This window comes from Dawidia cretensis (assembly GCF_018598175.1).
In the GTDB taxonomy this organism is placed as follows: domain Bacteria; phylum Bacteroidota; class Bacteroidia; order Cytophagales; family Cyclobacteriaceae; genus Ohtaekwangia; species Ohtaekwangia cretensis.
The window spans coordinates 81,074-93,933 of the sequence record NZ_JAHESE010000031.1 but is presented as its reverse complement, the minus strand read 5'-3'; the positions used below and the strand labels follow the sequence as shown (position 1 = coordinate 93,933).

The window sequence follows — 12,860 nt, the reverse complement described above, 5'->3', positions numbered from 1 at the left end:
AAATATATATTTAAACATGGCCATGCTTCAAGGGATCGGGAAGACAGGTGCAAGGGCTGCCAAGAAAAAATACTACCTGGGGGCTGGCTGGAAGCGTGTGCGGAAGGTGGAGATTTTTTCTTGCGCAGGCGAAGCGGACCCTTGCACCTGTCGGACCGCATGCCCTTAGATTGGGGCATGTTTAGATATATATGGATCAACCGGGAAAGGGTTTATAGTCGGTGTGTGGGCTGGCGGGGTGTATGGTTGTGCAGGTTACGACGTCGTGCCCAGCGGCCAAAGGATTCACACCAGTCGAAGCTCCCCGCCAGTCTGAAGACTGGCATTGGGGTAGGTCCAAGTCGCCCTCCCTTCGGTCGGAAGACTTGAACCAGAGCTTAATCATCATTTAACAATGACTCTACATTTTCGCGGGTTAGGCCGGTGTAGGTGCAGAAGTCGTCGATGGTTATGAGTTGGCCGGGGCGTTTGCCGGTGAACTGTCGGATTTGACGATGAATGCGGCCGGCGGTTTTATAGCAATAGCCCATGATGCGCTGGATGTCTTTCGGAGTGATTACAACTATCGTTTTTGTCATTTTACTCATACGGCTTTGATAGGGCTTTAGTACGGCTTAAGTAGGGCTTTAGTAGGGAGTATCCCGGCCTTGTTTTTTTTCTTGTCGCCAAGTACTGTGATGGTTCTATTTTTTGCAAGGCTTTGGTACCCTTTTCTGGGAACTATTGGGAATATATAGGAACATATAGGAACCGTTGGGACACTATGGGAACTGTCGTTATGGTTTGCCTCGGGCTGCCGGTATGTTTGAACCGCTGCAGCACAGAAGGCGAACCGGCCAGCCTGTAACAGGCCGGATACATTTAACAAAATTTACTTTATGGCTAAACAGAAAGGAATCATTAAGCTGGAAGGTACGCTTGGCGACATTACGTTTGTGAAGACGGCCGGCGGCTATATCGCCCGCGAGCGAACCTCGCTGAGTGGGGATCGCATCAAGAACGATGCGTCGTTTCAGCGGACGCGTGAGAATAATTCGGAGTTCGGTCGTGCCGCGCAGACGGGACAAGTTATCCGTACGGCATTCCGTCCGCTGTACGGTGGCATAGCCGACTCGCGTATGACCGGTCGGTTAACGAAGCAGCTGATCCGTGTCCTTCGCACCGACCCGGTCACAACGCTGGCAGCGTACGGCTCAAGACGGTGTGTTGGGACTTTCGCAAGGGTTTAATTTCAGTCGCGATGCGTCGCTGTCGAGAGGCAGTGTCAAAAAAATGAGTATAATTATTATCTACCATCCGACCTTGACAAAGTAGCGAAGACGCAAGTCAGATCTAAGTAGGGAGAGCCTGTGTTCTCATTTAATCACAGTGGTATAAGAATAACAAGTATTTTATTTTAACATCTCTCCACTGCGATAATTCCATGAGCTGGATTCAGCTTAAAGCACTTATACGATTCTATTTTAATTTATAGTTACGTTTTTAGTAGTGTTATTTACCTTTTATTAAAAAATGACTCTATCTTGACTAAATCTTTATGAAGTTAAGGTTAGCCCATTCTTCAACCTGTGACTTTAACACGCTTAACACTGTAGTAGGAACCATTAGTCTATGGCAGAGGAATTTGATGATAAGGTAACGATTAGGTTACTCGCAGAGGGTAATAGATTAGCCTATAACCGGGTATGGTATCAATACTACGACAACGTGTATCGATATACTCGTAAATTTTTACGATCACAACATGAGGCAGAAGAAGCCGTACAAGAAGTCTTTCTAAGACTTTGGATTTACAGGAAGCAGCTGCATGGGGTGGAGAACCTGGACACGTATCTGTTCTCGATTAAAAAGAATGTAGTCAACACCAAGTTGCAAAGTCTCATTAAAAGTAGCGCGCTGAAGAGCGACGACGCGCTCATCCATGTGGCATCCGAAAGCAGAGCCGACTACAGGATCCGGGACGAGCAAGTTAAAACAGCCTATAGCCATGCGCTGAAGGAAATGCCTGCCAACCAACGTAGGATCTTTAAAATGGCCAAAGAAGACGAAATGTCGGACGAGCAAATTGCCGGACAGCTCGAGCTCCGTCCGCACACGGTGAAATTCCATATGAAAGAAGCCTTTCGTTTTTTAAAGACCCGATTAAAGCCTTTCGGTTCGATCACAATGATAGCAGCAATAATAGAGCAAATTGTAAACCTGTTAGGCTGACTCTCCCGCATCCCGTTGGCAGCTTGATCATTCTACGTTAACCGTTTCTTAAAATATATTTAACATCTAGACTACCCTACTGGCAAAAGCCAAGGTCTACACCTTACTATACGCTTTGAGGTTTTGTCACAGATAATATTTAACTGTGTCGTTACTCCATCAAATTTAATGTCGCTGTCAAGCCTGTTCAGTAATTCAATCGTATGCAAAAGGACTTCAGAACTCTATTTCAAAAGTGGCAATCGAATGAAGCTACCGATGAAGAGACTCGTGAACTAGACGAACTGTTAAAACTAGAAGTACATCAAAAACAGCTAATGAATTTACTGTCCGATGCTTCCGTTCCCAATACCTACGATGAGGAGATCACCGATGAAAGGAAGCGCGGACAGTTAAAAGAGGTGCTCCACCAAATTCAAAGAAAAGACCGTTCTTACAAATTCCGCTCCCTGATTCGGCTAGCTTCGGCAATGGCCGCGACTGTGATCCTGGTTGTGATAGGCGGTTTGTGGTTTTTGAATTCGCGCGTTGTATCACCACACGAAGTATTGAGCAGCGTCGAGCGTATCGACAAACGCTTTGCAAAATTGCCCGATGGCACAACAGTAACGCTCAACGAGGGCAGCATGATCTCTTACAACACAGAAGAGTTCGGTAAAGCGAATCGCGAGGTCATATTATCTGGCGAAGCCTTCTTTGATGTAACGCACGACCCCGGCCATCCATTTGTTGTTAAGACCCAACAAGTCAACACCACTGTTTTGGGAACAGCCTTCAACATCAGCGCATACGCTGATAAGCCCATCGTCATCACAGTCGTGCGCGGGAAAGTAAACGTCGGCAGCGATGCCACAGTTTTCGAAACACTGTTGCCAAATCAGGAATTAGTGATCGATCCCCAAAGCCTCTTACACGAACGAAAGAATGTACAAGCCGACGAAAAAGTTGAGTGGATGGCAAATTACCTGATTCTCGAAAACGTAACCATGAAAGAAGCAGCTCAAATGATCTCGAAACGCTACAACACCCAGGTTGTGCTTGGTGATTCTAGCCTGGCGGAATGCCGGATCAGTATCTTCTTTGTTAAGAACGAAAGCTTATCGCGGGTGCTTGAAACCGTGAGCCTCGCGAAGGGCGGTGACTATAAAATACAAAACAACATAGCAACCATTAACGGACAATGTGAATAATCTATAAGTTCCAAATTGTTTATTGTTTAACCTAAAACCCCAGTACCTATGAAACTCCCCCCAGCCGATCAACGCAACACCACGTAGTGAGACGTTTTAGTCCTGCACGCATTCGGAAAACACCCGAAAAAAGAACCACCCTTGCAGGGGTGATTCCTTTCAAGTGCCTTTAGTAATACTATATATATCCAATCACTAAAAACGTCTGAAAATTATGAAATTTTCTCTACTTCCTTCAGTAGGGAACGGATGGCGATCATCATGGTCTCTGTCTAATCCAAAAATCTGTTTTTTAATGAGAGTATCGCTCTTCTTATGGGTGTCAATGGCCATTAGTTTACAGCTCGCGGCGTTTGATACCAATGGTCAGAGCATCGACCAGATTGAAGTTACGCTCGAATTCAAAAATGCTACACTGGCTGACGTTCTCACCAAAATACAGAGCGAAACCAAAATCAATTTTGTCTATACGCCCGACCAGGTTGATGCAATTAACAACATCAACCTTGCACGCCAACGAAGAACGGTAAAGAACCTATTAGAAACTGTTTTGGTAGAAACATCGATTACCTACAAAGAAGTTGACGGTACGGTAGTGCTCTTTAAGAAAAAGAAGTTGACAGGTGAAACTCAGGAAATGACCGAAGCACTACCAGATATGGCCACAGAATACCTTGTCACCGGTAAGATAACGGATTCAAAAACTGGCGAGATCCTACCTGCTGTTAATGTTATTGTAAAAGGGACAGGCAATGGCACTTCGAGTGATAAGAATGGAGTATATTCTATATCAGTTCAAAATGATGACGACATACTGGTCTTTTCGTTTATAGGTTTTAAAAGTTATGAAATAGCCGCAGGCGGTCGCAGTCGAATTGATGTGGCTCTAGAATCCGATCTTCAGGAATTAAAAGAAGTTGTAATTAATGCTGGATACTATGATGTGACCGATAAGGAGAAAACTGGAAGCATTTCCAAAGTCACTTCGAAAGTAATCGAAAAACAGCCTGTAAATAACCCATTACTTGCTTTACAAGGACGAGTACCAGGTGTGTTTATTGAACAGAGGTCAGGGCTTCCTGGTAGTAAAATAAATATTAACATTAGAGGCAAAAATAGCCTTCAGAATGGAACTGAACCATTTTACGTTGTAGATGGAGTTCCTTATTCATCGCAGAATATAGGAGGAGTGAATTCTTCCACCTTATATAGTACCACTGGGATAAGCCCTTTCTATAGCATCAATCCAGCAGATATTGAAAGTGTCGAGATTTTGAAAGATGCTGATGCCACAGCAATTTATGGATCTCGTGGTGCAAACGGTGTGATCCTAATTACAACCAAAAAAGGCAAACAAGGAAAAGCAAAAATAGGCCTCAATTTCTCTTCGGGAATAAGTAAAGTACCACATTTTTTGGATTTGATGAATTCTGAAGCTTATTTAGAAATGCGTCATCAAGCATTTCGGAATGACAATCGTGCAATCGGTCCCGCGCATTATGATATAAATGGTGTATGGGACACTACACGTTATACAAACTGGCAAAAGGAATTTCTAGGGGGTACTGCACGCAATACAATAGCTCAAGCATCAATATCCGGGGGTACTCAAGCAACTACTTATTTATTCAGCGGCTCTTACCAAAAAGAAACAACGGTTTTTCCATTTACAAATTCCACACAAAAAGGATCATTTCTATTTTCGATAGCAAATGAATCTCCAAATGAGAGATTAAAATCGCGATTTTCGACAAACTATGTTATCAATTCTAGCGATTTAAATGGTAGTGATTTGACAGGTCCAGCTATGACCTTGGCTCCAGTAGCGCCAAAACTTTATAATGAAGATGGAAGTTTAAACTGGGAAAATTCCACATGGACAAATCCACTGGCTAGCTCAAAATATAGGCGTTTTGAGTTTGCATCCTACAATCTCATATCTAATATATCGCTTGCTTATGAGATAGTTGAAGGACTCGAAATCAAAAGCAATTTTGGTTTGAATCATTTAAATAGAGATGAAAAAAATGTGGATCCCTCCACAGTTAGAAACCCAGCCACTAATCCGACACCTGCAAGTTCTCGTGTCTTCGCGAGTAATAGTTATAACAGAACTTGGATATTTGAACCACAAATTTCTTGGATGAGTAAAGAATTCGTCTTTGGGAAGCTGTCGGCAATAATTGGTAGCACTTTTCAGAATCAAAACATAAACAGAAAAAGTTTTCTATACTCTGGTTTTTCTTCCAACGCACTTATTGATGATTTAGGGGCGGCTGCGAACGTTGCTAACGAGGGTACGGATATTTCGACCTATCGTTATGAGGCCGCATATTCAAGAATCAACTACTCATTTCATGATAAATATATTCTTAATCTAACCGGACGAAGAGATGGTTCAAGTCGTTTTGGGCCTGGGAAACGATTTGCAAATCTAGGCGCAATAGGAGCTGCCTGGATATTCAGCAACGAAAATTTCATGAAAGGAGTTTCAGTAATGAATTTCGGAAAATTAAGAAGCAGCTTTGGTGTAACAGGAAATGATCAGATCGGTGACTATCGATTTCTGGATACGTATACATCTTATTCACCTTATAACGGAGTGGGTGGTCTAGTCCCAACCAAATTATATAATCCAAATTATGCATGGGAAACAACTAGAAAATTCGAAGTTGCATTGGAGCTTGGTTTTTTAAATGACAGAATGAATCTGACAAGTGCGTACTACAACAACCAGTCTTCAAATCAATTAGTGGATTATAGAGTCGGCTCAACAACTGGCTTTACAGGTGTCTTGAAAAACTTCCCGGCAAAAATTGAGAACTCAGGCTTAGAGATTGAAATTAACTCTGTAAATACAATTAATGAATTCAAATGGGCGACTAGCTTTAATATATCCTTTCCAAGAAATAGACTTGTTGAGTTTAAAGGATTAGAATCTTCATCTTATGCATCAACCTATGTTGTTGGGAAATCACTGAATATCTCTAAGAGATATAACTATACAGGTATTGATCCAACTACTGGCATTTATACGTTCGAAGACATGAATAATGATGGTGAGATTACTTCAGCAGACAGATTAGTTGTTAGGGAGATGAATACTAAATTCTTTGGTGGCATAAATAATTCCTTTTCCTTTAAAGGATGGACGCTGGATATCTTTTTTCAGTTCGTGAATAAGAACGCCCCTAGTGTATATGGAATCTTCGTCACACCCGGCAGAGCATTCAACCAACCAACATTTGTATCGAATAATGGATGGACTGGTGAAGGCGATGACTCTGAGTTTCAACGATTCTCGACTAACAACTCGAATACAGCTACCGCATATGAGCGCTTTGCAGGAAGTGAAAAAGGTATAGTCGATGCTTCATTTATTAGATTGAAAAATATTTCATTATCCTACAGATTCCCAAAGTCCTGGACAGCGGGAGTTGAATCAACATTGTTTATTCAAGGTCAAAACATATTTACGATTACGGGTTACGATGGCCTTGATCCAGAAACAGGACCTGGTTATTCTCTTCCAACATTAAGAACGATTGTATTTGGTGCAAATATTACTTTATAAACAAAGAATTAAATGAAAAATATATTAATATATATAAAATCACACAGGTACATTAGGTATTTACTTTTAGTAATTACCTGCTATATAGTATCATCTTGCGAAGATTTTATTAGTGTTGACCCACCACTCGGTCAATTGGTCAGGACAACAGTATTTAGCGATGATTTAACAGCAAAATCAGCCATGTACGGAATGTATGGTAGACTAGCTTTCGGAGGTGGTGCACTATCTGGCGGTCAAAATGGGCTATCGTTTATAGCGGGATTAAGCTCAGATGAACTTCGTTTATTAACATTATCAGATGAATTGCTACAATTTAATGAGAATGCATTGTTATCAACTAACACACAGATAACTAATCTGTGGAATGAATTTTATGGAAATATTTATTTGTGTAATTCTCTAATTGAAGGATTAAATTCTTCAACTGGAGTTACTCCCGCTCTTAAAGAGCAGCTGACCGGTGAAGGATTGTTTATAAGAGCATTAATTCACTTCTACTTGACCAACTTATTTGGTAAGGTTCCGTATATCTCAACAACTGACTACGAAAAGAACACAGCTATTGGGCGTATGGAAATTTCTGATGTTTATCAGGAAATTATTAATGATCTCATTAAGGCCAAACGGTTGATGTCTCTAGAATACCCTACAGAGTCCGGTTTACGAACGCGCGCTAATAGTCTTGCGGCCTCTGCTTTATTGGCCAAAGTTTATTTGTTCGCAGATAAAAATTTGGAAGCTGAGAATGAAGCGAGCTTAGTAATAGACAATCCGTTATACAAACTAGAGGATTTAACCAACGTTTTCACAATAAATAGCCAAGAGGCAATTTTGCAATTTGAGTACGAAAGCTATGCAACATTTACGTTGGATGGAGATTTATTTGCTGGTCCTGAAACTCGATTTGTTCAATCGATCACCACTCAATTAGTCGAATCCTTTGAGGCTGAAGACCTAAGAGTTGATAACTGGATTTTGGAGCTCGATAATAATGGAACACCAACGTTTGCACCTTATAAGTATAAAGATAGTTATGAAGCGAGCTTATTGAATGAGTATTCTACACTATTGAGATTAGGAGATATCATTTTGGTTCGAGCTGAAGCAAGGGCACGCCAAGAAAAACTAGATGGTGCAAATAGCGCATTGAGTGATTTAAATACTATTAGAGATCGAGCAGGATTAGATCCTCTTTTAACAATGACCGAGACTCAAACGCTTGATGCGATATTACTTGAAAGGCAACATGAACTTTTCGTGGAATGGGGGGCGCGGTGGATTGATCTGAAACGATTTGGAAGGGCTGACGAGGTATTAGGTCCGCTAAAATCCGACTGGGAACCGACCGATGTATTGTACCCGCTTCCTTTTGAAGAAACGCTCGTAAACTTAAACTTACCGCAAAACGATGGTTACAACTAAAATTAAGAAGGCATGCAATGAATCTATTGGGTATCAGATTTTTATACTTCTACTTCTTCTTTTGCTAAATAGCCAGGAAGAGGTGTTGGCTCAAAGTAACGCGAAGTTGGAAACAAAACTTACTGAGGATGAGATTGAAGGTAGCGAAATGCTACAATACACATTTACGAGAGTGAAAAACTATAAAAAGCAAGGTGAAATCGAAAAAGTATTGACAAAAGAATTACGGGGAAAATGGACAATACTTTACTTCTGGACGAAGAACTGCACTCCGTGTATCCGAAGTTTTCCGAAGTTAGATAAGATCCAAAAAAGATACTCGTCTAATGCACAGGTTTTTCTTGTAGGGATCAAAGATATGTGGAATAAGAATATTGAGCCTTATTATGATGGTGTAAGGAATGCTCAGGGCATTAATCTGCCAATAGCTTATGACACAGGTTTACTAAGTAAGCTGACGATCATTTATGCATCAACGGTTGTGATGGTAAACCCAGAAGGCACTATCGAAAAAGTATTTCTAAGTGACGATCTTTTAAGTCGGAAAATTAAAGCAATCATGAGAAAAAGAAAAATGAAGAAGGGTGCATAGGTTCCAATTGCAATAGGACAATTGGGAGGATAACTCCTTAAGCGTCCATGTCATGTTCTAGTTCATAGAGCTGTATTCGCACTAACGATTAATTAGCTAAACCACAAGTAGTAGTTCTGTGGTGGGAAAGGAAGGCGCCCTATGCGCCTTCCTTAGTAGAAATTAAATTGCTTTGTAGGCAAGCACGCAAGGAGTAGTTACTTTCTTGCTAACTATGTAGAGATTACCTTCAGAATCTGCGGGTATAGTGCAGATTTGTCCGGACTCAGTTGGACATTGGGCGTTGGGAAGTTGCACGGAACAGTCAGGGTTAGCTGTTGATGGAACAGCGCTAACTGTACCAGCTGATCTCCAGAAAGTTGTAACGACCAAAGTGCTTGCATAGACCGCTGAGCTTGCAATTGTAATTGCAAATGCAGCGAATGCTACTCTTATTGTTTTCATTATTTTTCTTTTAGGTGGAACTTTAATCAAGCTTTAATTAAGATAATGTTACGCGTTTATACAATCCTGCTGTTAATTGCGCATGCGCAACTGACAATTGATGATTGTAGGAGTCACTTGCTTCTGGGTAATGTACACAGTCACATTATTTTCGTTTTCCACGCTGCATTGTGTAACAATGCCGGGAGAGCAAACAGTACCGGTAAATGGATCTGAGCATGTTACGTCACCAGCTGAGGTAGTGTAGTAGAACTGCAATGCAGCACCTGAGTTAGCATACACGGCAGCACCTGCCAATAAACAGGCACCAGCTGCGAGGATCAATCTTACTTTTTTCATTTTGATTTAAGTTTATTTGTTTTAATGCGCCTACTCTGTTAAGGGTTTTCGGCAAGCCCCCTTTTGTTGCCACGCATTACTTGCAAATAATCGGGCTGTCGACTAGCTAGTTTATTTCTAGTTTCGCAAATGGAGTACGCAAGGTGAAGTAGAACTGTCTTTCCTGCACACCCAAAACGTTTGCTCGTTTTCAAACGTTACCCTACACTGTTGCACCGTTCCTTTTGCGCATACAGCCCCATTCCATACAGTTGAACATACAGCAACACCACCGGTTGAGTGGATGTAGTACATTGGGTAGGCCATAGCATTTGCTACAAGACACAGCATTGCGAGGAATGCAGCGAGAATAGAAGAGTTAAGTTTTGTCATAAAAACTATTTTAGATTTTTGTAGGCGAAATCGAGTATGTAACAAGGAAACCATTGAATGTAGCAACGATTCTGTCTCCATTAACCATAAATTGATCGAGTTTAGAACCGTTGTCCGGGATGTAAAAGCTACCACGATATTTAAATGGCTCAAGGCTGTAAAAATCAATGACAGAAGAACGATCGAATTTCTCTCGATCCTCATTGCCCATCAAATCTGAATTTACAAAATGAATTCCTCCCGCACTTGTCGTTTGAAAATTTACGACTCCAGGTGGCGATGCCAGTGTAGTTGTAGAGTCGTTGACCATGATTGGCTTCACTTTGATCTTTGTGATTGTGTCGATAGTGTATTTCCTTTCCAAAAGGTTAAGATTAGTGTCCATCAATACGATCTCGTTTCGATAGAGGTAAGTAAAAATCACCTTGTGTTGTTCTTTACTATACGATAGCCGACCCATTGTGCTGTAGTGTTCATCTAATTGTCCTTTTAAAAGCCTCGGATTGAGATTTACGTGCGGGGAGTCTATTTTTATAATGCCCAGCATTCTACGAAACACACTGTCTTGTCTGTTAGCGGCCTCGGTGTTTATTACGATTCGGTTGCCAGACAGCGGCAGGTAATCGGAGAAGAACATTTGCGAAGTTAGAAAGGGTCTAGCCTTCCAGTCAGAGACTAATCCCCTGTACACCATAGGCTTACCGGAATCCGCTACAAAGAAATATGGCGAGTCCACCTTAACTGTGGTTTTTCCGACTAGCACGCCACCGTTCAAATCGATCAGCACTTCCTTCACCGTTTCGAGTTTCCAATTTTTTATAAGCACGTGTGCTGGCACGTTCACGTCTGACAAGTAGATATGCTCCCTATCGCATCCAGCCAACGATAAGTTCTTATTGAGAGCAATAGAGCTTATCATGATGGGTGTATGATCAATATATAGCCGGTAGAAGTTTTGCTTGTACTTTATGCTGGTAGATGCCCTAAGAAATAGCACTCCAACCACTGCGACACATGCAACCGATATGGCCGCTATAAATATGATCGATTTTTTGTTCATATTCTTTACGCTAGAACGTTCAACTTTCCAGGCTTCGCCTCTTTATTCATCAGCACTATTCCAACTACGGCCAGCCCAACAAAGGCAATATTGAATATCAGGTGTTGTTTCCATCCAAGCATAGAGAGGACGCCCCCGCACGAGCAAGGCAGCTCTTTGCTAAACATCAATATCGCAGCGATATAGAGCGTAAAAGCCAGCATCAATCCAAACGAGGCGTAAAGACCCATCAGCTTCGTTCGATGCACTATTAATAATACGGAAATGATTATCTCTACGATTGGTACTAGCCAGGCCAGTGTTGGGGCAAAGTCTGTAAGCAGCGGAGACTTACCCATCTGTCCAACAAATTGTTTGTACTCGGTTACCTTGCTTCCGGCTGCGTATAAGAATAGAAGCACAAAAAGGAAAACGATCATTTCTATTATAAGCTCTCTTCTGATCTTCATAACGTTGGTGGTGCGTTGGTTGATGATGTAAAGATCACCCGCAAAACCTTTTATTTCGGATCAATTATCTTTTCCCAGAGGTCAATAGGTATACTTTATTTTTTATTAGAATTGATATTACTCCGTTAGACGTAAATGCTTGTCAACATTGGGGAAATATTAACCTACATCATCATTGATCCAACGCGCGCGCGTCGCGCGGTGATTGACTGAACCTCTTTTTGTATGCCGTCGTGAAATTTTCCACATACTTGTAGCCTAACAACCCGGCAATACTCTTAATTGACCTGGAGCGATCCAACAGGAAGATCTTTGCCTGATCCATGCGATAGAGCAGAATATATTCATGCACTGTCTCCCCATAGTGTTCCTGGAATCCCCTTTGCAAATTGCGCCTGCTAATGTTGAATTTATTTGCGAGCTCTTCTACGGTAATGTTTCTTCCCAGGTTGTCGGTTAAAAACTTCGCAGCGTCCACGACCATTCTATACTCGCTGTTACCGGGATTTCCTTTCGGAAGTAACGACACATTGGTTATTTCCGAGATGCACTGCAGAAAGATATTGAATGACGCCGTGGCTATGTCCAGCGTTCGTAGATATTCATCCTTCCACATGCTATACAGGAGGCGATCTAACTCGTCCCTCAGCTTCCTTGAAATACAGGTATGCGCCTGCGCGAGAAATTTTGATTTGCCAGGCGGTAAGTTTTTTAAAAAAACATCCAGCGGCGGAACATCCTTCGACCAGCGGCGAATCTCCTGTAACGGAAGAAGAAGCGCCAGTGAGTGATGTAACCCGGCATACACCGTGATGCCATATTCGCCTGATGGCAGGTAAATAAAATTGTATTGATTATGTTGAAATATGCCCGGTGTGGTTTTCGCGCTGGCATACTCAAACGCAGAGCCCATGTTCAAATACAATCCAATGAAGTCTTCTGGCAAGTCGATCTTCAAGAGCTCATTGCGATCAGGATGTATGCGAAAATTGATGATGCGAAATGGGAGACTGCTAACGGCAGGCACATCGTAGATTAGGTGGTTTCGTTCCATAGCTGCTCATCTTTATAGTGTACAGTGGCTCGTAACCAAATGCGCTTCAGGGGCTAGATAAGCAATTGCCTGTTGATTGTTACCATAATTTACAGTTATTATCGTTTCTTCCTTAAAATTTCCCCATCTTCCTCCTACCCGATACGCGCG

General features: G+C 41.8%; 11 protein-coding genes. 6 read left to right on the top strand and 5 right to left on the bottom strand.

The window, feature by feature from the left end:
* Window positions 1-377: 377 nt before the first annotated feature.
* Window positions 378-587 carry a hypothetical protein gene (locus KK062_RS23950; protein WP_254086899.1) on the bottom strand — a complete coding sequence of 70 codons (210 nt, stop codon included), beginning with the start codon at window positions 585-587 and terminating at the stop codon, window positions 378-380.
* Between the two features lie 291 nt (window positions 588-878).
* On the opposite strand from KK062_RS23950, the gene KK062_RS23945 reads away from it, so the two are divergent.
* The 6 genes from KK062_RS23945 to KK062_RS23920 all read left to right on the top strand — a co-directional run bounded on the left by KK062_RS23945 (window position 879) and on the right by KK062_RS23920 (window position 8,992).
* Window positions 879-1,229, top strand: coding sequence for a hypothetical protein (locus KK062_RS23945; RefSeq protein WP_254086898.1), 351 nt, complete (start codon window positions 879-881; stop codon window positions 1,227-1,229).
* A gap of 382 nt (window positions 1,230-1,611) precedes the next feature.
* Window positions 1,612-2,211 carry an RNA polymerase sigma factor gene (locus KK062_RS23940; protein ID WP_254086897.1) on the top strand — a complete coding sequence of 200 codons (600 nt, stop codon included), beginning with the start codon at window positions 1,612-1,614 and terminating at the stop codon, window positions 2,209-2,211.
* Between the two features lie 203 nt (window positions 2,212-2,414).
* Window positions 2,415-3,401: a FecR family protein gene (locus tag KK062_RS23935; protein WP_254086896.1), complete on the top strand. Its 987-nt coding sequence runs from the start codon at window positions 2,415-2,417 to the stop codon at window positions 3,399-3,401.
* A 295-nt stretch (window positions 3,402-3,696) separates the two neighbouring features.
* Window positions 3,697-6,975, top strand: coding sequence for a SusC/RagA family TonB-linked outer membrane protein (locus KK062_RS23930; protein WP_254086895.1), 3,279 nt, complete (start codon window positions 3,697-3,699; stop codon window positions 6,973-6,975).
* A 12-nt stretch (window positions 6,976-6,987) separates the two neighbouring features.
* Window positions 6,988-8,400 carry a RagB/SusD family nutrient uptake outer membrane protein gene (locus KK062_RS23925; protein ID WP_254086894.1) on the top strand — a complete coding sequence of 471 codons (1,413 nt, stop codon included), beginning with the start codon at window positions 6,988-6,990 and terminating at the stop codon, window positions 8,398-8,400.
* Complete coding sequence (locus tag KK062_RS23920; protein WP_254086893.1) at window positions 8,387-8,992, top strand: TlpA family protein disulfide reductase; 606 nt, start codon at window positions 8,387-8,389, stop codon at window positions 8,990-8,992. Before KK062_RS23925 ends, KK062_RS23920 begins: the two co-directional genes overlap by 14 nt.
* 516 nt (window positions 8,993-9,508) lie before the next feature.
* Here the strand turns inward: KK062_RS23920 and KK062_RS23915 are convergent.
* The 4 genes from KK062_RS23915 to KK062_RS23900 all read right to left on the bottom strand — a co-directional run bounded on the left by KK062_RS23915 (window position 9,509) and on the right by KK062_RS23900 (window position 12,710).
* Window positions 9,509-9,775, bottom strand: coding sequence for a hypothetical protein (locus tag KK062_RS23915; RefSeq protein ID WP_254086892.1), 267 nt, complete (start codon window positions 9,773-9,775; stop codon window positions 9,509-9,511).
* 382 nt (window positions 9,776-10,157) lie between these two features.
* Window positions 10,158-11,207, bottom strand: a complete 1,050-nt coding sequence (locus KK062_RS23910; protein ID WP_254086891.1) for a hypothetical protein — start codon at window positions 11,205-11,207, stop codon at window positions 10,158-10,160.
* Window positions 11,208-11,212: 5 nt separating this feature from the next.
* On the bottom strand, window positions 11,213-11,656 hold the full coding sequence (locus KK062_RS23905) for a MauE/DoxX family redox-associated membrane protein (RefSeq protein WP_254086890.1): 444 nt from the start codon (window positions 11,654-11,656) through the stop codon (window positions 11,213-11,215).
* A gap of 172 nt (window positions 11,657-11,828) precedes the next feature.
* A complete protein-coding gene (locus KK062_RS23900; RefSeq protein WP_254086889.1) occupies window positions 11,829-12,710 on the bottom strand; it encodes an AraC family transcriptional regulator in 882 nt (293 codons plus the stop codon).
* Between the last annotated feature and the right edge of the window lie 150 nt (window positions 12,711-12,860).

What these genes read in the sequence shown, in the direction of transcription:
- KK062_RS23950 (WP_254086899.1), bottom strand. Translation starts at nt 587, where the DNA reads ATGAGTAAAATGACAAAAACGATAGTTGTAATCACTCCGAAAGACATC.
- KK062_RS23910 (WP_254086891.1), bottom strand. Translation starts at nt 11,207, where the DNA reads ATGAACAAAAAATCGATCATATTTATAGCGGCCATATCGGTTGCATGT.
- KK062_RS23940 (WP_254086897.1), top strand. Translation starts at nt 1,612, where the DNA reads ATGGCAGAGGAATTTGATGATAAGGTAACGATTAGGTTACTCGCAGAG.
- KK062_RS23900 (WP_254086889.1), bottom strand. Translation starts at nt 12,710, where the DNA reads ATGGAACGAAACCACCTAATCTACGATGTGCCTGCCGTTAGCAGTCTC.
- KK062_RS23925 (WP_254086894.1), top strand. Translation starts at nt 6,988, where the DNA reads ATGAAAAATATATTAATATATATAAAATCACACAGGTACATTAGGTAT.
- KK062_RS23945 (WP_254086898.1), top strand. Translation starts at nt 879, where the DNA reads ATGGCTAAACAGAAAGGAATCATTAAGCTGGAAGGTACGCTTGGCGAC.
- KK062_RS23935 (WP_254086896.1), top strand. Translation starts at nt 2,415, where the DNA reads ATGCAAAAGGACTTCAGAACTCTATTTCAAAAGTGGCAATCGAATGAA.
- KK062_RS23930 (WP_254086895.1), top strand. Translation starts at nt 3,697, where the DNA reads ATGAGAGTATCGCTCTTCTTATGGGTGTCAATGGCCATTAGTTTACAG.
- KK062_RS23915 (WP_254086892.1), bottom strand. Translation starts at nt 9,775, where the DNA reads ATGAAAAAAGTAAGATTGATCCTCGCAGCTGGTGCCTGTTTATTGGCA.
- KK062_RS23905 (WP_254086890.1), bottom strand. Translation starts at nt 11,656, where the DNA reads ATGAAGATCAGAAGAGAGCTTATAATAGAAATGATCGTTTTCCTTTTT.
- KK062_RS23920 (WP_254086893.1), top strand. Translation starts at nt 8,387, where the DNA reads ATGGTTACAACTAAAATTAAGAAGGCATGCAATGAATCTATTGGGTAT.